We start from the raw sequence: 21,658 nt of genomic DNA on the forward strand, positions 1-21,658 counted from the left end.
AGGATGAGGGCCGAAGGTGCTCAGCCGTTATGTCGTGTGTCTCGCGTATCTTTATAATCACTGTCGTTAATTAAGCCTGTCGGGAATTCACGACAAACATGCGTCAGGAGTGTCTCCAAAAAGAGACATTTAACTTATTGATTTGTATATAGCTAAGTATATTGCGTTTAAGGTGTTGCTAATTGGCGACGGTTTGGTTGAAAAATGCTCACTTTATTAATGATGTGAATGTCATTTAAAGTTCAATAAATTCATTGTGTTAAATAATTGTTTTGAATATTGGCACAGTTACTGCATAATACTAACCAGTGGCTCATTCACCTTCTTATGTCAGCCCCTTCGGGACGTGCTACATAAACTTCGAATGACGCACAACAAGGTGCCTGCCGTCCAACTTCTGATAATAGCTTTGCTTTATCAACCATCGGGCGAAACGTCGAGTTAGGCACCGCCTTATTCCACAACAAAGCCGGGTTCATCCCGGCTTTGTTGTATCTGGCGTTCCCCTCAGTTAGCATCGTCCTATTCATCTGTTGTGAGAGTAACGCATTGAAGCGCTGGTCTGTTTTCCCCCGGTCATTACGCCAACTGGTGACGCTGGCATTCCTGCTGATCCTGTTACCACTGCTGGTCCTCGCCTGGCAGGCGTGGCAAAGTCTGAACGCACTCAGCGCCCAGGCGGCGCTGACGAACCGTACCACGCTTATTGACGCGCGCCGCAGCGAGGCGATGACCAATGCCGCGCTGGAGATGGAGCGCAGCTACCGCCAGTATTGCGTCCTTGACGATCCGACGTTGGCGAAGGTGTATCAGAGCCAGCGCAAACGCTACAGTGAAATGCTGGATGCTCATGCGGGCGTTCTGCCGGATGATAAGCTGTATCAGGCGTTGCGGCAGGATCTCAACGGTCTGGCACAACTGCAATGTCGTAACAGTGGACCCGATACCGCCGCCGCCGCACGTCTGGAAGCGTTTGCCAACGCCAATACTGAAATGGTGCAAGCGACGCGTACCGTGGTTTTTTCGCGCGGGCAGCAGTTGCAGCAGGAGATTGCCGAACGCGGGCAGTTCTTCGGCTGGCAGGCTCTGGTGCTGTTTCTGGTGAGCCTGGCGATGGTGCTGCTGTTCACGCGAATGATTATCGGGCCGGTAAAGGGGATCGAGCGGATGATCAATCGGCTGGGGGAAGGGCGATCGCTGGGCAATACCGTCACTTTTGCCGGGCCGCGCGAGTTGCGTTCCGTTGGGCAACGGATCATCTGGCTGAGCGAGCGCCTTTCCTGGCTGGAATCCCAGCGCCATCAATTTTTGCGTCATCTCTCCCATGAGCTGAAAACCCCCCTGGCCAGTATGCGTGAAGGTACCGAACTGCTGGCGGATCAGGTGGTGGGGCCGCTGACGCCGGAACAAAAAGAAGTGGTTGGCATTCTTGATGACAGCAGCCGCAATCTGCAAAAATTGATTGAGCAACTGCTTGATTACAACCGCAAACTGGCTGACAGCGCCATTGAAATGGAAAGCGTGGAGATTGAACCGCTGGTGGATATGGTGGTTTCCGCTCATAGTCTACCGGCTCGCGCTAAAATGATGCATACCGACATTGAACTGGCGGCGGAACGCTGTCTTGCCGAGCCAATGTTACTGATGAGTGTACTGGACAATCTTTATTCCAATGCGGTGCACTACGGGGCTGAATCCGGTAACATTCGTATTCGCAGCCGCTTACAGGGGACTACGGTGTATATCGATGTTATCAATACCGGAACGCCTATCCCCGAAGCAGAAAGAACCATGATTTTCGAGCCTTTTTTCCAGGGAAGTCATCAACGGAAAGGGGCAGTGAAGGGGAGTGGACTGGGGTTGAGCATCGCCAGAGATTGTATCCGCCGTATGCAGGGGGAGCTGTATCTTGTCGATGAACAGGCGCAAGAGGTTTGCTTTCGCATAGAACTGCCGCTATCTGCAACGAAAAACGATTAAATAACGCTAAGCCTGGTGAATATGCCACACGTTTTTGTTCACATTTTCCAACGTTTATTCTCCCGTCAGGTTATCCTGGCGGGGATGCCATGCCTTGCGCTGATGGGCTGTACGCCGCATGCGGTGAAACACATCACGGGAGATGCGCCACAGGACGTTCTCCCGACGTATCAACTGGCGGACTACCTGTCGGTTGAGTGCACCGATATCTGGGCATTGCAGGGGCAATCGACCGACACCAATCCCCTTTACTGGCTGCGCGCCATTGACTGCGCGGATCGCCTGTTGCCGGTACAGTCGCGTAGCGAAGCCCGCATGCTGAGTGACGACAGCTGGCAAAACGCCTTTAAGCGCGGCATCTTGCTGGCGAACGCCAAAATCACGCCGCTGGAACGTCGTGAGAACGTCTCGCGACTGGATGCGCTAAGCCCGCAAATCCCGGCGCAGGTGCGTCCGCTTTATCAGATCTGGCGCGACGGCCAGTCGCTTCAGCTCCAGCTCGCCGAAGAACGCCAGCGCTACAGCAAACTGCAGCAAACGACCGATGGCGATCTGGATACGCTGCGTCAACAGCATCAGTACCTTCAGGCGCAGCTCGATCTTACGACGCGCAAGCTGGAAAACCTGACCGATATTGAGCGACAGCTTTCTACCCGTAAACCGGCAGGAAATTACAATCCGGATACGACACATGGCGGCGACAAGTCTGAGGGACAAGCGCCAGTATCTTCACAAGATGAGGTGACCCCATAATGAGTCGTAAACCGGCGCATTTACTGCTCGTGGACGATGACCCTGGTCTGTTGAAACTGCTGGGAATGCGCCTGACCAGTGAAGGCTATAGCGTGGTGACCGCAGAGAGCGGGGCCGAAGGTCTGCGCGTTCTGAACCGTGAAAAAGTGGATCTGGTGATTAGCGACCTGCGCATGGATGAGATGGACGGCATGCAGCTGTTCAGCGAGATCCAGAAGGTTCAGCCGGGGATGCCAGTCATCATTCTTACCGCCCACGGTTCTATTCCGGATGCGGTTGCGGCAACGCAAAAAGGCGTGTTCAGCTTCCTGACCAAACCCGTGGACAAAGATGCGTTGTATCAGGCGATTGACGAGGCGCTTGAACAGTCGGCGCCCGCCACGGACGATAGCTGGCGCGAATCGATTGTCACCCGTAGCCCGCTGATGCTGCGTCTGCTGGAGCAGGCGAGGATGGTGGCGCAGTCCGACGTCAGCGTGTTGATCAATGGTCAGAGCGGCACCGGGAAAGAGATCTTCGCTCAGGCTATTCACAATGCCAGCCCGCGCAGCAGCAAACCGTTTATCGCCATCAACTGCGGTGCACTACCGGAACAACTGCTGGAGTCGGAGTTGTTCGGACACTCCCGCGGTGCGTTTACCGGCGCGGTGAGCAACCGTGAAGGGCTGTTTCAGGCGGCGGAAGGCGGGACGCTGTTCCTTGACGAGATTGGCGATATGCCTGCGCCGTTACAGGTCAAACTGCTGCGCGTCTTGCAGGAACGTAAAGTCAGACCGCTGGGCAGCAACCGCGATATCGATATTGATGTGCGCATCATCTCGGCAACCCATCGCGATCTGCCGAAAGCGATGGCACGCGGTGAGTTTCGCGAAGATTTATACTACCGTCTCAATGTGGTAAGTCTGAAAATTCCGGCGCTGGCGGAGCGAACAGAAGATATTCCGCTGTTGGCGAATCATCTGCTGCGCCAGTCGGCGGAGCGGCATAAGCCGTTTGTGCGCGCGTTTTCGACGGATGCAATGAAGCGGCTGATGACCGCCAGTTGGCCTGGCAACGTGCGTCAGTTGGTGAACGTGATCGAACAGTGTGTGGCACTGACCTCCTCGCCGGTGATCAGCGATGCTCTGGTGGAGCAGGCGCTGGAAGGGGAAAATACTGCACTGCCGACCTTTGTCGAAGCGCGTAATCAATTTGAGCTGAACTATCTGCGCAAATTGCTGCAAATCACCCGAGGCAATGTCACGCATGCGGCAAGAATGGCGGGCCGTAACCGGACGGAGTTTTATAAGCTACTGTCGCGCCATGAGCTGGATGCAAACGATTTCAAAGAATAAGTCAGCGTAATATGTTACGTTTATCCGATTAAAAGACAGGCGACCTTTTCAAGGACTAGCATGAAAAAGATTGATGCGATTATTAAACCCTTCAAGCTCGATGATGTGCGTGAAGCGCTGGCTGAGGTAGGGATCACCGGTATGACCGTCACCGAAGTGAAAGGCTTTGGGCGTCAGAAAGGGCATACCGAGCTGTACCGTGGCGCGGAATATATGGTGGATTTTCTGCCGAAGGTCAAAATTGAAATCGTCGTGCCGGACGATATCGTTGAAACCTGCGTCGATACCATTATCCGTACGGCGCAGACGGGCAAAATTGGCGACGGTAAGATTTTCGTCTTTGATGTGGCACGCGTGGTACGTATCCGCACCGGTGAAGAAGACGACGCGGCAATTTAAGCCGCGCCGTGCTTGCCGGATGGCGGCGTGAACGCCTTATCCGGCCTACAACATCCCGTAGGCCTGATAAACGCAGCGCCATCAGGTATGACGTAATTACAAGACCTTATCCGGCCTACAACATCCCGTAGGCCTGATAAGCGCAGCGCCATCAGGCATGACGTAATTACAAGACCTTATGCGGGCCGAAGCATTCGTAATGAATGTTTTCGTTATTCACACCCAGTTCAACAAGCTGCTTCGCGGCAAACTGCATAAAGCCCACCGGACCGCACAAATAGAACTGCATTCCCGGAATATCGATAGCCGCTTTCATCGCCTTCAGATCCATCAGACCTTCGCTGTCAAAGGCATCGTTAGCGCGATCCGTTTCGCTCGGTTCGCGGTACCAGGTGTGCGCGGTAAAGTTCGGCAACGTTTTACCCAGTTCGTTTACCTCATCGGCAAACGCATGCACATCGCCGTTTTCTGCGGCGTGGAACCAGTTGACCTGGGCGCTGTGCTGCGCGTTGGCCAGCGTATCCAGCATTGCCAGCATCGGCGTTTGACCGACACCGGCAGAAATCAGCGAAACCGGCGTGTCGTGGTCAACTGCCATAAAGAAATCGCCAGCCGGCGCCGCTAAATGCACCACGTCGCCAACGCGCGCCTGATTGTGCAGCCAACTGGAGACCTGACCACCCTCTTCACGCTTAACGGCAATGCGGTAACCTTTACCCTCCGCTTTACGGGTCAGAGAATACTGACGAATTTCCTGATGCGGAAAACCTTCCGATTTCAGCCAGACGCCCAGATACTGGCCTGGCTGGTAGTCAGCCACGGCGCCACCGTCCACCGGTTCAAATTCAAAGCTGGTAATCAGTGCGCTGCGCGGGGTTTTCGCCACGATCCGAAACGGACGTGTGCCTTCCCAGCCGCCGGTTTTACTGGCGTTTTCACGGTAGATTTGCGCTTCGCGATTGATAAAGACGTTAGCCAGCACGCCGTAGGCTTTGCCCCACGCCTCCAGCACTTCCTGGCCCGGGTTGAACATTTCGTCCAGGGTCGCCAGCAGATGGGTTCCGACAATGTTGTACTGTTCTGGCTTGATCTGGAAGCTGGTGTGCTTCTGGGCGATTTTTTCGACCGCAGGCAGCAGGGCAGGCAGATTCTCAATGTTGCTGGCATAGGCGGCAATGGCATTGAACAGGGCTTCACGCTGGGAGTCATTACGCTGGTTACTCATGTTAAAAATTTCTTTGAGTTCAGGGTTATGAGCAAACATGCGATCGTAAAAATGGGCGGTCAGTTTGGGGCCCGTTTCAACCAGCAGGGGAATGGTAGCTTTTACAGTGGCGATGGTTTGAGCGTCAAGCATACGGTCTTCCTTTATGTGAACTTTTAATGATGTATGTCAAATACATCTTATAAAAAATACCCCCGCACTGTAAATGGTTCTTTGACGCTTTGCGTTTTAAAAGCGACAACGTGAAAAATCTGCATCACAAACCTGAAAAGAAATCCGTTGAAATTTGTAAGGTCTTCATTCGGCAAAGCCTTGTGTCGTGTGAAGGTAATCGTTTGCGTAAATTCCTTTGTCAAGACCTGTTATCGCAGAATGATTCAGTTATACTGTTGCCCGTTGTCCAACAGGACCGCCTTTTAAGGCCAAAAATTCTATCGTTAGCTGAGTCAGGAGATGCGGATGTTAAAGCGTGAAATGAACATTGCCGATTATGATGCCGAACTGTGGCAGGCTATGGAGCAGGAAAAAGTACGTCAGGAAGAGCACATCGAACTGATCGCCTCCGAAAACTACACCAGTCCGCGCGTCATGCAGGCGCAGGGCTCTCAGCTGACTAACAAATACGCTGAAGGATATCCGGGCAAGCGCTACTACGGCGGCTGCGAATACGTGGATATCGTTGAGCAACTGGCGATTGACCGCGCGAAAGAACTGTTTGGCGCAGACTACGCTAACGTGCAACCGCACTCTGGCTCCCAGGCTAACTTCGCCGTCTATACCGCGCTGCTGCAACCGGGTGATACCGTTCTGGGTATGAACCTGGCGCAAGGCGGTCACCTGACTCACGGCTCCCCGGTTAACTTCTCTGGCAAACTGTACAACATCGTGCCTTACGGTATTGATGAGTCCGGTAAAATTGACTACGAAGAGATGGCGCAGCTGGCTCAGACCCACAAACCGAAGATGATCATCGGCGGCTTCTCTGCCTATTCCGGCGTGGTTGATTGGGCAAAAATGCGTGAAATCGCTGACAGCATTGGCGCATACCTGTTCGTCGATATGGCGCACGTCGCGGGTCTTATCGCCGCAGGCGTTTACCCGAACCCGGTTCCGCATGCTCACGTTGTGACCACCACCACCCACAAAACGCTGGCTGGCCCGCGCGGTGGCCTGATCCTGGCGAAAGGCGGTGACGAAGAGCTGTACAAAAAACTGAACTCTGCCGTTTTCCCAAGCGCGCAGGGCGGACCGCTGATGCACGTGATCGCGGGTAAAGCCGTGGCGCTGAAAGAAGCCATGGAGCCAGAGTTCAAAGTCTACCAGCAGCAGGTTGCGAAAAACGCCAAAGCGATGGTGGAAGTATTCCTGAATCGTGGCTACAAAGTCGTGTCCGGCGGTACTGAGAACCACCTGTTCCTGCTGGATCTGGTGGACAAAAATCTGACCGGTAAAGAAGCTGACGCCGCGCTGGGTCGTGCCAACATCACGGTAAACAAAAACAGCGTGCCGAACGATCCGAAAAGCCCGTTCGTCACTTCCGGTATCCGTATCGGTTCTCCGGCTATCACGCGTCGCGGCTTTAAAGAAGCGGAAGCGAAAGAGCTGGCAGGCTGGATGTGTGACGTGCTGGACAACATCAATGATGAAGCGGTGATTGAGCGCATCAAAGGTAAAGTTCTGGATATCTGCGCACGCTTCCCGGTTTACGCATAAGTTATCGCAGAAGTCAAAAAGGCCGCGCGAGCGGCCTTTTTGACTGATGACAAACATCCTGCAGACGAAATTGGTACATCTTCGACACATGAATTGTCGGGTGGCGCTACGCTTACCCGACCTACAAAAACCTACGATATCAATGGTTTTGTAGGCCCGATAAGCGAAGCGTCATCGGGCGACGGTCTAACGCCTGTCTACCGATATCGCTCCCGGTCCCGTCAGCGCCAGCAGCAGGAAACCTCCCGCAATGCTGACATTCTTATAGAAATTAATCATATTCGGACCGACCGCATCACCGGTCATATTCCAGAAATGATGGCCGATTACTGCCGTACCCAGCGTATAGAAAACGAAGAGGATTGCCAGCGGGCGAGTAAAAAAGCCCAGAACAATCAGTATCGCTGCGGGAACCTCCATGACGACGGCAATAATGGCCGCCAGCATTGGCGCAGGCGTACCGAGAGAGGTCATGTACTGTACGGTCCCGTCGAAACCCGTCAGCTTAGGAAAGCCAAAAATAATAAACAGAACCGCCAGCGCAATGCGGGCAATCAATAAAAACAGATGGCGTGATTCACCGAACTCAAAATAACGTAACGTGTTCATAGCAGGCTCATTGACATGAGTAACGTACTTTAAAATTAATACACAACGGCCCGCCTCGCCATTGGCTAAATGTCGTTCAGCTGCGACTCAACGTACAGATAGCCAATTCCCATCAACTGCTGGGCGCGAGTCAGCGTACCAAAGCCAATCTGTGTCGCTTTTGCTCGCGGGTTATCTCCGTGATCGAAAGGATTAAATCCCGTCTGTTGTCTTAGCGTGTTGAGCCAGGGTTCACCGAAGGCGCAACTGCGCCCGTACAGCCAGATCTGATTAATATTCAGGATATTGAGAAAGTTATACAGGCTTAGACCAATCGCGCTGGCGGCATGTTCCACCCACGCCTGAATGCGCACATCACCCCTGCGCCAGGCATCGATTAGCATATCCGTGGTCAGCGTTTCCGGATCCCTTCCCGGCACCGGCTGCGCTTTCATCCAGACTCTGGCCTGCTTTTTCAATGCGCTCAGTGAGGCGACGGTTTCCAGACAGCCATAACGGCCACAGTCGCAGGCGATGCCGTCGGGGTTAATGATGGTATGACCAATCTGACCGCTGCCGTACAGACTGCCGCGATAAATCTGTTCGTTGATAACGAAAGAGGACCCAATACCGTAGTCGACGTTGATGACGCAGAAATCTTCATTGGCTGCCGGGTTTTGCCATTTTTCCGCTAGCGCCAACATCACACAGTCGTTGTCCAGACGGACCTGTATGCCGAGCCGCTCCTCCAGCAGATACTTTATTTCCACTGGCGTTTTCCACGGTGCCTGCGGCATGGTTTTCGACGCGCCGGTGATCGGATCCACCTGACCGTGGACGCCCAGCGCCAGGTTGATTGTGATGTCGGGATAGCGCTGACGCCAGCGCCGCCAGTGGCTGGCAATCGCCGCGAGCAGCGCTTCAGGCGTTGCGGCGTTGATCACCTCGTGCTGCCAGTTGCCAACCGCCATCAGTCGGGCATCGGCAAGTTGGCTGGTCAGGCTGGTGGGGGTGACGTTCATACACAGCGTCCACGCGCCCCGTTCCGGCAGATGAAAACTCCCGCTGCTGAGCCCGCGCTGGCTTAGCGTTTCCCGGGAGTGGTAAATTCGGCCTTCATCCAGCAACTCTTCAAGAATGTTACTCACTGCCGGAATCGACAGGCCGGTGAGCTGCGCCAGTTGCGATTTACTGAGCTGCTTTTCGCGCCACAAATGCGACAGAAAGATCTGTTTATTCGCCTGTCTGACCCGGGCGTTATTGAATCCCGAACGCTGCATACACTTAACTCCCTTAACTATATTGCGTGAGCATTGCGCATTTTACCGCCAGTTAACTGCCACACAATAGCCACAAGATGACATTTTACTTTTGTTTATTGAGTGGAGGCAGCATGTACGGTTCAGTTAAGGTCTGGCAGGAAACCCTCTCATTACCGACCTGGACGGTGGGTGAGGAAGACACCAACCCAATGTTCCTGGAAAAACGGGTTTATCAGGGTTCTTCAGGGGCGGTTTACCCTTACGGCGTGATCGACACCCTGACCGGCAAACGCGAGATGCGCGATTACCAGGCCGTGTGGATGGAAAACGATTTTATCCGCGTCATGCTGTTACCAGAACTGGGTGGGCGTATTCACCGCGCGTATGACAAAGTACAGCAGCGCGATTTTGTCTATTACAACGAGGTGGTGAAACCCGCGCTGGTTGGTCTGTTGGGGCCGTGGATCTCGGGTGGGATCGAATTTAACTGGCCGCAGCACCATCGTCCCACCACTTTTATGCCGGTGGATTTTACGCAGCGGGCAGGGGAGCACGGTGAGCAAACCGTCTGGATGGGCGAAGTGGAGCCGATGCGCGGCCTACAGGTGATGACCGGATTCACCCTCTACCCGGATCGCGCGCTGATAGAAATTACCGGTAAAGTCTTCAACGGCAACGCCACGCCGCGCCACTTTTTATGGTGGGCGAACCCGGCGGTGAAGGGCGGCGACGATCATCAAAGCGTGTTCCCACCTGATGTTACGGCGGTATTCGATCACGGCAAGCGCGATGTTTCCGCTTTTCCGATCGCCACGGGCACCTATTACAAAGTCGATTACTCGGCGGGGGTGGATATCTCCCGCTACAAGAATGTGCCGGTGCCGACTTCGTACATGGCGGAAAAATCGGACTACGACTTTGTCGGGGCCTGGCATCACGGCGAGCGCGGCGGACTGTTGCACGTTGCCGATCATCATATCTCGCCGGGAAAAAAACAGTGGAGCTGGGGCTACGGGGATTTCGGTGTCGCCTGGGATCGCAACCTGACCGATGAAAATGGTCCGTACATCGAATTAATGACCGGGGTGTTTACCGACAACCAGCCTGATTTCACCTGGCTTGCGCCTTACGAAGAGAAGGTGTTCGTTCAGAACTTCCTGCCGTATAGCGAATTAGGGACGGTGCAAAACGCCAGCACTGACCTGGCGCTGCGACTGGTGCGTGATGAAAACCATCTGTCCGTCGGCGTCTATGCCGTTGCGCCATTACATGACGTGCGGGTGACGCTCAGCGCAGACCGCGGGCCTTTCTTCGAAACCATGCTGACGCTGGCACCGGGGGAACACTGGCTGACGACGCTTGCCGATTCGGGCTCTACGCGGATCGCCATGACGGTCACGCGTCACGACGGTCAGACGCTGCTGCGATACGAAGAGCATATTGCTGACGACCTGCCGCTACCTTCGGCGGCAACGGCCCCCGCACAACCGGAGGCGTTGTCTAACACTGATGAACTCTACTTTATCGGTCAGCATCTGGAGCAGTACAACCATGCCAGTCGTTACGCCGGGGATTACTATCGCCGGGCGTTAGCGATTGATCCGCTGGATTACCGCAACAACGTCGCATTGGGGACGCTGGCGCTGAACCAGGCTGACTGGAGGCAGGCTGAACGCTGTGCGAGAGCAGCGTTACAGCGAGCGCATCACCTGAACAAAAACCCGCGCGATGGCGAAGCCAGTATGTTGTTGGCCACTGCGCTGGAGCGCCAGGGCGATTGCGAACAGGCCTGGGAGCATTACTACAAGGCGAGCTGGAGTGGAAACTGTCGCGATGCGGCCTTCTGGGCTCTGGCGAGGATCGCGATGGCGCGCGGCGACCAGGCGGATGCATTGGAAAAAGTGACGCAGAGTCTGCGTTTTAACGGCAGCAACAACCTGGCGATGGGGCTGAAAGCGCTGGTGCTGGCAGCGTTGGGGCGCACATCAGAGGCGTTGAAGTACATCGAACAGCAGCTCCATGACTATCCGCTCAGCTATGCGTTGCACTATGCGCGCTGGGCAATACGCCGGGATGAACTGTCGAAGACGGCGCTGATCGCTATTACGGGTCGACGCGGTACCAACGCTTGTGAACTGGCGGGGTGGCTGCTCTCTTTCGGTCAGAAAGCCGCGTCTCGCGAACTGCTGGAGCTACTGGACAGCCAGGAAACGCTGCCGCTGCTGTGGCGGGCGTCGCTAAGCGACAATCCGCAGCCGTTCATCGACCAGGCGCGGGCCTGCCTGCACAACCGGGTGCGTTTCCCAAACACTCTTGATGAAGTGCAGATGCTGGAAACGCTGTCGCACAGCGCCTATGCCCGCTATCTGCTGGGCTGCTTCTGGTACAGCAAACGCCGCTACGAAGAGGCGCTTTCCTGCTGGCAATTCACCCTGCAACAAGAACCTGAATTTGCGCCAGTGCATCGTCTGCTGGGGATTTATGCGTGGAACAAACAGCAGGATGCCGTAAAAGCACACCAGTATTTGTCGCAGGCAGTGGCGCTGGAGCCCGATAACGCCCGCTTCCTGTTTGAACTGGATTATCTCAATAAGCTATTGGCTACGCCTGTCGGGCAGCGTTTGCAACAGCTTGAATCACGCAAAACGGTGGTATTCCAGCGTGACGATCTGACGGTGGAGTTACTTAGCCTGTGGAACGGACTGGGCTACTACGATGAAGCGGCGAAGGTTCTTGGCGAGCGCGTGTTCCATCCCTGGGAAGGGGGCGAAGGGAAAGCGACCGGGCAGTACTTGCTGAACCAGGTTCATCGGGCGCTGGCGGCGATCGGCAGGGAGGAATTATCTGCCGCGGTCAGCCTGCTACAACAGGCGCTGAGCTATCCGCATAACCTGGGGGAAGGACGTCTGCCCGGACAAACCGATAACGATATCTGGTATCTGTTGGGCTATTGCGCCCAACGTCAGGGGCATCATGACGAGGCACAGCGTTACTTTGCGCGCGCCACCTGCGGTGGAAGTACGTTGGATGCTGGTCGTTACTACAACGATCAGCCCGTGGACTATCTCTTCTGGCAGGGCATGGCGCTGAAAAAACTGGGTAAGAGTGACGATGCTGAACAACTCTTCAAAAGCTTCCTGCAATGGGTAGCGTCACAGCGAGACCATGTGCCAGAGGTGGATTTCTTCGCCGTCTCATTACCGGATCTGGTGGTACTCGATACCCCGGCGGAGGCAAAGCATCAGCAGCACTGCCTGTTTATCACCGCGTTGGGGCATCTGGGGCTGGAGGATTTATCCGCCTGCCAGCAGGCGCTTGACGCTCTTCTGCAACAGAATCCGGCGCATGACAAAGCTCTGCTCCTGCGCCATGTCATCAGACTGGAGTTATTGCAATAAACCCTGAACCGGTGGTGGTGACGCCACCGGAAACCTACTGTTCCCTGCGTTTCCCTGAAAGAGGAATCATAATGAATAACGCGCAGACACATTTGAAAATCGGCTACGTCTGGACCATCTGTCTGGTCGCGGCCTGTGGTGGTTTGCTGTTTGGCTACGACTGGGTGGTGATTGGCGGGGCAAAACCCTTTTATGAAGCGTACTTCTCAATAACCGATCCGGCGCAGTCGGGCTGGGCGATGAGTTCGGCGCTGGTAGGCTGTATTTTTGGGGCGCTGATTTCCGGCTGGTGTGCGGATAAATTTGGCCGAAAAATGCCGCTGATCCTCTCGGCTATTCTGTTCAGCGCCTCCGCATGGGGAACCGCCGTTGCCAGTAACTTCGACATGTTCGTGATTTACCGCATCGTCGGCGGCGTCGGGATTGGCCTTGCCTCCGCGCTCAGTCCGCTGTACATCGCTGAAGTCAGTCCGGCGGAAAAACGCGGACGCTTTGTGGCGGTGAACCAGTTGACCATTGTGATTGGCGTGCTGGCGGCGCAGCTGATCAACCTGATGATCGCCGAACCCGTTGCGACAGGGGCCACGCAGCAGGCGATCGTCGAGAGCTGGAACGGGCAGATGGGCTGGCGCTGGATGTTTGGCGCAGAGTTAGTCCCTGCGCTGGTGTTTCTGGTACTGATGTTTTTCGTTCCCGAATCCCCGCGCTGGCTGGTGAAGGCGGGTAAACCGGAACGCGCGCGCGCCATGCTGCAACGCATTGGCTCTACGGAGTATGCCGGGCAGACGCTGAAGGAGATTGAGCACACGCTACTCAAAGATAACCATAAGGTGGCATGGTCAACGCTGTTGCAACCACAGATCAAACCGATAGTTATTATCGGCATGGTGCTGGCGGTCTTCCAGCAGTGGTGTGGGATCAACGTGATCTTTAATTACGCGCAGGAGATTTTCGCCTCCGCCGGTTTCGACATCAACGGCACCCTGAAATCCATTGTCGCCACCGGCATTATCAATCTGGTCTTTACTCTTGCCGCGCTGCCGCTGGTGGATAAACTCGGTCGCCGCAAACTGATGCTGTTTGGCGCATCCGGCCTGACCGTGATTTATGTGTTGATTGCTGGTGCATACGGGATGGGGATTATGGGCTGGCCGGTGCTGGTTCTGGTGCTGGCAGCCATTGCGATCTATGCCCTGACGCTGGCACCTGTCACCTGGGTGCTGCTGTCCGAAATTTTCCCTAACCGCGTGCGCGGGCTGGCGATGTCGTTGGGCACGCTGGCACTGTGGATTGCCTGCTTCCTGCTGACCTATACCTTCCCGCTGCTCAATGCCGGGCTGGGCGCAGCCGGGAGTTTCCTGCTCTACGGCGTGATTTGTGCGATGGGTTATGTGTACGTGCTGCGTAATGTACCTGAAACCAAAGGCGTCACCCTGGAAGCCCTTGAGGAACAACTGGCGGCGAGACACCTGAAGGCCAGCCCGTCGTCGGCACAGCAGAGAAGTGCTCGCTGATGACGACGCCGCTGACGCTGAATAACGCGCATCTGCGGATGCGCGTGGACCCGCAGGGCGGTAGGCTGCTGGCATTGTTTTCGTTACAACATCAACAGCCGGTTTTACGTGCAGGCGAGGGGAAATCCGTTGGTGAGGGTGGGCTGTTTCCGATGCTTCCGGTCGCCAATCGTGTGGCCGATAACCGCTTCAGCCAGCGCGGAACAGAGGTGCAGTTGCCGCTGCATAATGCGGATGAACGTTTCTTTCTGCACGGTGACGGCTGGCTTAAGCGCTGGGAGATAGCAGACGTAACCGACGACAGTTGTCGATTGTGTTTGCGCAGTCAACTGGCGTGCGGGTATGACTATCTGGCGGAACTCCAGTATGTGCTGGAGGCGTCGGTACTCAGAGCGTCGCTGACGATCGTTCATCTGGGCAAACGCCCGATGCTTTACGGCTGCGGTTTTCACCCGTTCTTTGTGTTTGATGCTCAAAGCACCGTGCAGTTCTCGGCAAGCGGTTACTGGCCAGAAGGCGAACATCATTTGCCACTGGCCTGGCAGAGCGAACTCCCGGCGGAAGTCGATTTCACCAGGTCGCAATATGGCGCGGATCGCTGGCTGAACGTGGGATATTCCGGATGGAGCGGACAGGCGGTTATCCGTAGAGATGTGATGAATGTCACGATTTCTGCGCAAACTCCCTGGCTGATGCTCTTCAGAATGCCAGGTCAGTCATTCCTTTGTCTGGAACCGCAGACGCATCCGGTAAATGCCCACCACATGCCGGGGCTGCCGGGATTACGGATGTTAGGCTCCGGAGAACAGTGTTGTTTTACGATGGAGATTCGCGTTGATTAGCGACAAAACGTTGTTATGTCGCTGTTAATGTTCACTTGCGCCAGCCTGCGTTTATCGCCAGACTATCGCCTCCACACGGGAGGGGATCATGTCTTTGCACTCCACGCGCTGGCTGGCGCTCGGTTACTTCACCTACTTTTTTAGCTACGGGATTTTTCTTCCCTTCTGGAGCGTCTGGCTTAAAGGGCTTGGCCTCACGCCAGAAACGATCGGCCTGCTGCTAGGCGCTGGACTGGTGGCGCGTTTTCTCGGGAGTCTGATCATTGCCCCGCGGGTCAGCGACCCGTCGCGACTGATCCGTGCGTTACGCCTCCTGGCGCTGCTGACGCTGGTCTTTGCACTGGCCTTCTGGGCCGGAACCCATGTCGCGTGGCTGATGGTGGTGATGGTTGGCTTTAACCTCTTCTTCTCACCGCTGGTGCCGCTCACGGACGCGCTGGCGAATACCTGGCAAAAACAGATTACGATGGACTACGGTCGGGTACGACTGTGGGGATCGGTGGCGTTTGTTATTGGTTCGGCGTTGACCGGAAAGCTGGTCAGCGTGTTTGATTATCGGGCGGTTCTGGCGCTGCTGACGCTGGGCGTCGCCTCAATGCTGCTGGGAATGCTGATTCGCCCCAGCGTGCTGCCACAGGGGGAAAACCGGCACCAGGAGAGCGCCGGTTGGCCCGCCTGGCGTGCGCTGGTCACGCAGAGCTGGCGCTTTCTGGCCTGCGTATGTCTGTTGCAGGGGGCGCATGCCGCTTACTACGGCTTTAGCGCCATTTACTGGCAGGGAGCCGGCTATTCCGCTTCGGCGGTAGGCTATCTCTGGTCGCTCGGCGTGGTTGCGGAAGTGATTATCTTTGCTCTAAGCAACAAACTGTTCCGCCGCTTCAGCGCCCGCGATCTGTTACTGCTCTCCGCCGTCTGTGGGGTGATTCGCTGGGGACTGATGGGCTGGACGACGGCGCTGCCGTGGCTGATTGTCGTGCAGATCCTCCATTGCGGCACTTTTACCGTGTGCCACCTGGCGGCGATGCGCTATATCGCGGCGCGTCAGGGAAGCGAAGTGATCCGTCTGCAGGCGGTCTATTCTGCGGTGGCGATGGGCGGCAGTATTGCCATCATGACCGTGTTCGCCGGCTTCCTGTATCAGAACCTGGGCAACGGCGTCTTCTGGGTAATGGCGCTGGTGGCGCTACCGGCCATGGTGCTGCGGCCAAAGGTGACCGCCTCAGCCTGATTCCAGCATCTTGCGGATCTGCTGTTGCTGATGTGGCGTCAGCGCTTGATCCGCGTGAATCAACGGTGGTGAAAAGAGCGGCAGCAGCGTGGCGTAAGGGGTGACAATCAGCGCCACGCCGCGCGGCGAGCCCTCCCGCTGGAAATTCCGCATTGGCAACGGCTTGATGTTCAGCGGCAGCAGGGTCAGCTCACGCAGCTGTTGCTCTATCTGCTGCTCCAGTTGCGGATTATCCCCGGTCAGTAAGACGACCTGCTTCTCATGCAAATCATTATCCTGCATCAGCCATGCGCCAAAAATCACCGCCACCAGTCCCGTCTCTTCCTCGGAAAATTCAACGTCATACTCTTCTTCAAGCCCGCGTAACGCATCACGAGTGGTACGCATCAGACGCGGATAGAGGCGGGCGAACTCTTCCGGCAACGTGTTATCGATACCGATAGAAAACAGACTGCGGTTCAGTGCCTGAGCGAGGTGGATGTAGAGTTGGGCATTCAGTCCGTGCTCGTCATTGAAACGCACCGCGCCCATTTCGCGAAAGCGCAGGATCAGCCGGGCGATCGCCAGACGCAACCGCCGGTTCTGCTGATGGTTATCGCGAATCGGATCCGGGATGCGGATCATCGAAAACAGCAGCGCCATAAACAGTGATTCCGTGAGCGGCGCATTTTGCATGACGCGCCGCTGCCAGTGGCGACCGATCTCCTGCGCCAGCGGGTATTCGGCGCAGGATTGCGCCCAGCGCTGCTGGACAGGATTAAATTCCGGGGAGATCCCCGCGTGATGCTGCAACAGGCAATATTGCAGATAGAGGTGCAGGAACTGAATATCCCGGCACTCAAACGGTTTTTGCAGGCGACGCGCGCAGAGGTTAATCAGCGCATGCAGATTGGTGTCGTCATACAGCGTGCGCAGGATCCCCCGCTGTTTCAGTTCGGTTTTGAGGGCGGGGGCAAAGTGTTGGGTAATGAACGCCGGACACAAACGCAGGCCGCGTCTGAGCCAGTGTAAGAGGCAGAGGCGTTGGTTTAACGCGGTACCTTCGATCCGGTAGCACCCGTTCGGACCAGTGCTAATGCTGAGTCGATGATAACGCTGGATCTCCCGTCCCGTTTCGACAATATCCTCACGGGCAACAGCATCATCGACACCATTTAGCGCACTGAACATTTCCGCGGTGGCACTTTGCCCCGGCTGGAAAAGCGTCAGCAAAACCTGGCAACGGCGCTGGGGAGCAGAAAGTACAGATGGCGGAGCAAGCGTTGGCATCATCTGTCGGATCTCCCGTAGGTATGTTAGATAAGAATAGCTAAAGTTTTTCCATAGCCATTACGAATGAAATGTTTTGCGTCAGGATTGCAGGGAGAGGTCACAGAATTTTTCACGCGTGCAGCCACATCAGAAAGTTTAACGCAGCGCTTTACCAGGATTTTTCGCGTTTTTTATCTTCAGATGGCGCAAAAATAAATATCCTCCGGCATAGCCGGAGGTTTTTCTGATGCGCCTATAAGGCTCTGTTACCAGCCGCGCCCTAACAGGCGCATACGATCTGACATTTGCATCAGACTTCGTTACTTACGGCCCGTAAACGGGCTGCCCGGATAAGGGATCGATAACTGCTCACCCATTTTATCCTCTGCAAGCTGCTGCTTTATGTAGTCCTGTATCTTCGCCGTGTTCTTACCCACCGTATCTACGTAGTATCCACGACACCAGAACTCCCTGTTCCTGTATTTAAACTTCATATCACCAAATTGCTCATACAACATCAGACTGCTTTTCCCTTTCAGATACCCCATAAAACCCGATACGCTCATTTTGGGCGGGATTTCCACAAGCATATGGATATGATCTGCACAGCATTCCGCTTCCAGGATTCGTACGTTTTTCCACTCACACAGCTTTCTTAAGATGCCGCCTATCGCTCTGCGCTTCTCTCCGTAGAACGCTTGCCTTCGGTATTTTGGCGCAAAAACTATATGATATTTACAGTTCCATCGGGTGTGCGCTAAGCTCTTTTCGTCCCCCATTGGGACCCCCTTTTGATTTCTTGTTTAACTTTTGCAGTTGCCAGACCGCAAGGTGTTTTAACAAATCAAAAGGGGTTTTAATAACTGGCTCAAAGCTGAAAGCTTCCCGGAACCCCAGCCTAGCTGGGGGTTTTCTGTGCACAAAAAAGCCCCGCCGGAGAAGGCGAGGCTGAAAGGTTGCTAATGGATTAGCGCTCCTGTCGCAGGGTTAAACCGACATCCCCCCCCGGATGCACGGCCAGCAGCGTTTCTTTGGTGTAGCCGCTCTCGCTCATCAGACACGCGCAGGCGGCATCAAAGATCGCAATCACCAGCATGATGGAGGTGGTCGCCAGCATGTTCAGCGGATCCGCCTCGCGCTGGACGCCGGTAGAAATCACCAGTCGGGCGGCGCGGGCAATGGCGGAATCCGGGTTTTCCGTGACGCTGATAATCGGCACGTTGCGTGCGGCCAGCCCCGGCAACAGTCGCGTGAGCTCGTCAGAGTTACCGCCACGGGAAAGCAGAATGACCCGATCGTCCGCGCGTAAAAAACCGAGATCGCCGTGCGCGGCATCGGTGGCGTTGAGATAGATTGCCGGGCGCTCAACGCAGGCCAGCATGTGGGCGATTTTTCGCGCCGCAATGCCGGAGGTGCCGACGCCGGTGACCACAATTTTCCCACGGCATTCGCGCAGTTCCGTCATTAACGCGTTCCAGACCGGTTCGTTAAGATGCTGACCCAGACCGGCCAGCGCCTCGCTGTAGAGGCTCCAGGTGTCGCTGGCCTGCTGCCATGAACTACTCATGCGTCCCCCTGCATCAGTTGACGGTACTTCATATGATCCTGATACATCTCATGGAACACCTGATATTTGCGGTCGTAATACTGCTTAATGCGGTTGGTCTGTGGGGTGACCGTTTTACCAATCCGACTCATCGCCGACATCGCTTCCGGGAAGGTCTCGAAAACGCCGGCGGCGATGGTGCCCATCATCGCGCCGCCCAGCAGCATCGCTTCGCTCTCTTCCGGCAGCAACATGGCGCAACCGGTGGCATTGGCATGTTCCTGCACAAAGATAGGATTCTTGGTGCCGCCGCCGCTGGCCATGATGGTGTCAATGCTGTAACCGCTCTGGTTCATCGTCTCAATGATATGGCGCGTACCCAGCGCGATGGCCTGAATGGTCGCCAGATAGTGCAGCGCCATATCTTCCGGCGTGCGGGAAAGCTTCAGACCGCTGATCGCCCCGGTCAACGTTGGGTTGGCGCGCGGTGAACGGTTGCCGTGAAAGTAGGGCAGGATATGAATATCGCGGGTCAGGAAGGCGATATTTTCCGGCTCACCCGCCATTTTACGCAGCAGCGCGTTCAGCACTTCATAAATGGTGTGTCCCTGCGCTTTTGCCTGCGCCAGCAGCGTTTCGTAACAAGGATGCGACTGAATAATATGGTCGATCAGCGCGCCGGTAGCGGACTGTCCACCTTCATTGAGCCAGTATTCCGGCAGTACGGCGGAATAGTAGGGACCCCAGACGCCGCCGATAAAGCGTGGCTGTTTAGAGATGGCCATGTGACCGGTAGAGGTTCCGCCAATCAGCGCGACGCGGCGGTCAAAGTCAGCGACTTCGCCGGAGACGCCGCAGGCGCCGAGCGTGCCGAGCGTGCCGGCGTGGGCGTCGATGATCGACACGCTGACGGCGGTGCCAGGAATCAGCCCCATTTCACTGGCGGCGCGCTGGGTCAGCCCGTGGCCGAGCGGTTCGCCCATCGTTTTCACGTAGCGGCCAATTTTTTCCGCATCGTGTTCCAGCAGGTCTTCCAGCCCGATTTCGCGGAAGTAGCTGGCATCCCACTTATCTTCATGACCCATGTAGGTCCATTTGCACACCGTGGAGCAAAGGGAGCGCGTGTCGTCGCCGGTGGCGCGCCAGGTCAGAAAGTCGGGTAAATCAAAATAGTAGCCCGCGTTCGCCCAGGTGTTAGGCATATGCTGTTTCAGCCACAGCAGTTTCGGCGTCTGCATTTCCGGGGAGATAATCCCGCCCACGTAGTCCAGAACCCGGTGGTGCATCGCGTTGATGCGCTCGGCCTGGGTGATGGCGCGGTGATCCATCCACACGATAATGTTTTGTTCGCTGCGCCCGGAAGGGCTGATGGTCAGCGGTTTGCCCTCTTTATCCAGCACCACCAGCGAACAGGTGGCGTCAAATCCCAGCCCTTTCACCTGGATTGGGTTGATATCGGACTGATTAATGGCATCACGAACCGCGTTGCAGACGGCCTGCCAGATGTTATCGGACGACTGCTCAACGAAATCGGCCTGCGGGCGGTAAATCTCAATCGCGCGAGTGGCCTGACCGACCATTCTGCCGTTAAGATCAAATACGCCTGCGCGAGCGCTGCCGGTTCCTACATCCACACCAATAAAGTAACTCGCCATAATTTTTCTCCTGAAATCAGGCTCTACGATTCTGTAATGCGATAAAGAGGATGAGGACCGCGCCCCAAAGCGCCATCGTCAGATAGCTACTGATCCCCAGCAAGTTAAAGCCGCTTTCCAGCATTTGCAGCACAATCAGCGCCAGCACCAGACCGATGATACGGCCAAATCCGCCGTCCGGATTAATGCCGCCCAGCACCGACGCGAGAATAGTGACCAGCAGATAAGACTCTCCGTATCCGGCCTTCGCCGAGTTGAATTTCGCCATCATTAAGATTGCGGCCACCCAGCCGAGCAGGGCGGAAATGACGTAGACGGAAATCTGCACCCGAACGGTGTTCACGCCGCTGTAGCGGGTCGCCTGTTCGTTGGAACCCATCAGATAGAGACTGCGCCCAAGCGTGGTGTGTTCCAGTAGAACCCACAGCAGCACGGCGACCAGTAAGAAGAGCAGCAGGGCGACGGGAATACCCGCAAGGGTGGCATTACCGAGATACTGGATCGCCGCCGGGAAGCCGGAAATCACCGTGCCGTTGGAGAGCAAGATGTTCAGCCCGGAGATAAGCGTCATGGTGCCGAGCGTGGCAAGGATCGGCGACACGCCAACCCAGGCGATCAGCGCACCGTTCAGCGTACCTATCGCGACGGCGACCGCGGCACCGGCCAGCAGCGCCAGCGCGAGAAACAGCGGATTGTCCGGATGGCTGACGATGACGGCGGCCATGACCAGCGAGCAGGCGTTGGCGCCCGCGATAATTGACAGGTTAATGCCGCCCGTCAGCATGGTCATGCCCATTCCCAGCGCCAGCATGCCGAGGATCGGCAACTGCGAACCGATGGACTGGAAGTTTGCGACGCTGAAAAAGCGGGTGCCCAACAGCGCCGAGAAGACGACGGCGACGACGATAATAATCACGCACTGCAGGCGGATGATGGCATCACCGGGTAATACTTTTGCGAACGCTTTCAT

General features: G+C 55.8%; 17 protein-coding genes and 1 pseudogene. 10 read left to right on the plus strand and 8 right to left on the minus strand.

All coding sequences use genetic code 11. The annotated features are described in order from the left end of the window. Nucleotides 1-549: 549 nt before the first annotated feature. From qseE to glnB, 4 genes are read left to right on the plus strand one after another with little or no spacing between them, the layout of a single operon-like run. A complete protein-coding gene (gene qseE, locus GBC03_11255) occupies nt 550-1,980 on the plus strand; it encodes a two component system sensor histidine kinase QseE/GlrK (GenBank protein ID QFS70738.1) in 1,431 nt (476 codons plus the stop codon). A 21-nt stretch (nt 1,981-2,001) separates the two neighbouring features. Continuing rightward, a complete protein-coding gene (qseG, locus tag GBC03_11260) occupies nt 2,002-2,733 on the plus strand; it encodes a two-component system QseEF-associated lipoprotein QseG (GenBank protein ID QFS70739.1) in 732 nt (243 codons plus the stop codon). Next, entirely contained in the window at nt 2,733-4,067 is a 1,335-nt protein-coding gene (gene glrR / locus GBC03_11265; protein QFS70740.1) for a two-component system response regulator GlrR, read from the plus strand. Before qseG ends, glrR begins: the two co-directional genes overlap by 1 nt. Before the next feature lie 60 nt (nt 4,068-4,127). Beyond that, nucleotides 4,128-4,466 (plus strand): nitrogen regulatory protein P-II, encoded by a 339-nt coding sequence (gene glnB / locus GBC03_11270; GenBank protein ID QFS70741.1) that lies wholly within the window; start codon nt 4,128-4,130, stop codon nt 4,464-4,466. A 166-nt stretch (nt 4,467-4,632) separates the two neighbouring features. On the opposite strand, the gene hmpA is transcribed toward glnB, so the two are convergent. After that, entirely contained in the window at nt 4,633-5,823 is a 1,191-nt protein-coding gene (hmpA, locus tag GBC03_11275; GenBank protein ID QFS70742.1) for an NO-inducible flavohemoprotein, read from the minus strand. Between the two features lie 327 nt (nt 5,824-6,150). Here hmpA and GBC03_11280 point away from each other — a divergent pair, with 327 nt between their 5' ends. Next, nucleotides 6,151-7,404: an aminotransferase class I/II-fold pyridoxal phosphate-dependent enzyme gene (locus tag GBC03_11280; GenBank protein QFS70743.1), complete on the plus strand. Its 1,254-nt coding sequence runs from the start codon at nt 6,151-6,153 to the stop codon at nt 7,402-7,404. A gap of 186 nt (nt 7,405-7,590) precedes the next feature. Here the strand turns inward: GBC03_11280 and GBC03_11285 are convergent, their stop codons facing one another. Together GBC03_11285 and GBC03_11290 are read right to left on the minus strand one after the other, a co-directional pair. After that, on the minus strand, nt 7,591-8,013 hold the full coding sequence (locus tag GBC03_11285; protein ID QFS70744.1) for a DoxX family membrane protein: 423 nt from the start codon (nt 8,011-8,013) through the stop codon (nt 7,591-7,593). A gap of 65 nt (nt 8,014-8,078) precedes the next feature. Further along, nucleotides 8,079-9,272 (minus strand): ROK family protein, encoded by a 1,194-nt coding sequence (locus GBC03_11290; protein QFS70745.1) that lies wholly within the window; start codon nt 9,270-9,272, stop codon nt 8,079-8,081. 113 nt (nt 9,273-9,385) lie between these two features. On the opposite strand from GBC03_11290, the gene GBC03_11295 reads away from it, so the two are divergent. The 4 genes from GBC03_11295 (at nt 9,386) to GBC03_11310 (ending at nt 16,236) form a co-directional block, all read left to right on the plus strand. Further along, a complete protein-coding gene (locus tag GBC03_11295; GenBank protein QFS70746.1) occupies nt 9,386-12,652 on the plus strand; it encodes a DUF5107 domain-containing protein in 3,267 nt (1,088 codons plus the stop codon). A 71-nt stretch (nt 12,653-12,723) separates the two neighbouring features. After that, nucleotides 12,724-14,166 (plus strand): sugar porter family MFS transporter, encoded by a 1,443-nt coding sequence (locus GBC03_11300; protein ID QFS70747.1) that lies wholly within the window; start codon nt 12,724-12,726, stop codon nt 14,164-14,166. Then, nucleotides 14,166-15,008: an aldose 1-epimerase gene (locus tag GBC03_11305; GenBank protein ID QFS70748.1), complete on the plus strand. Its 843-nt coding sequence runs from the start codon at nt 14,166-14,168 to the stop codon at nt 15,006-15,008. The genes GBC03_11300 and GBC03_11305 overlap by 1 nt, the downstream gene beginning before the upstream one ends. An 88-nt stretch (nt 15,009-15,096) precedes the next feature. Continuing rightward, nucleotides 15,097-16,236: a 3-phenylpropionate MFS transporter gene (locus tag GBC03_11310; protein QFS70749.1), complete on the plus strand. Its 1,140-nt coding sequence runs from the start codon at nt 15,097-15,099 to the stop codon at nt 16,234-16,236. Here GBC03_11310 and csiE read toward each other — a convergent pair. Beyond that, nucleotides 16,228-17,508, minus strand: a complete 1,281-nt coding sequence (csiE, locus tag GBC03_11315; protein ID QFS70750.1) for a stationary phase inducible protein CsiE — start codon at nt 17,506-17,508, stop codon at nt 16,228-16,230. The genes GBC03_11310 and csiE overlap by 9 nt on opposite strands. A gap of 228 nt (nt 17,509-17,736) precedes the next feature. Between csiE and GBC03_11320 the strand changes: the two are divergent. Further along, nucleotides 17,737-17,841 (plus strand): annotated as a pseudogene (locus tag GBC03_11320) (MFS transporter). Here GBC03_11320 and tnpA read toward each other — a convergent pair. The 4 genes from tnpA to GBC03_11340 form a co-directional block, all read right to left on the minus strand. Continuing rightward, nucleotides 17,808-18,266, minus strand: a complete 459-nt coding sequence (gene tnpA / locus GBC03_11325) for an IS200/IS605 family transposase (GenBank protein ID QFS70751.1) — start codon at nt 18,264-18,266, stop codon at nt 17,808-17,810. The pseudogene GBC03_11320 and the gene tnpA overlap by 34 nt on opposite strands. Before the next feature lie 188 nt (nt 18,267-18,454). After that, nucleotides 18,455-19,054 (minus strand): SIS domain-containing protein, encoded by a 600-nt coding sequence (locus tag GBC03_11330; protein QFS70752.1) that lies wholly within the window; start codon nt 19,052-19,054, stop codon nt 18,455-18,457. After that, nucleotides 19,051-20,688, minus strand: coding sequence for a ribulokinase (locus GBC03_11335; GenBank protein ID QFS70753.1), 1,638 nt, complete (start codon nt 20,686-20,688; stop codon nt 19,051-19,053). Before GBC03_11335 ends, GBC03_11330 begins: the two co-directional genes overlap by 4 nt. A gap of 16 nt (nt 20,689-20,704) precedes the next feature. Continuing rightward, entirely contained in the window at nt 20,705-21,658 is a 954-nt protein-coding gene (locus tag GBC03_11340; GenBank protein QFS70754.1) for an ABC transporter permease, read from the minus strand.

Origin of the sequence: Citrobacter telavivensis (assembly GCA_009363175.1) — a bacterium.
Classification (GTDB): domain Bacteria; phylum Pseudomonadota; class Gammaproteobacteria; order Enterobacterales; family Enterobacteriaceae; genus Citrobacter_A; species Citrobacter_A telavivensis.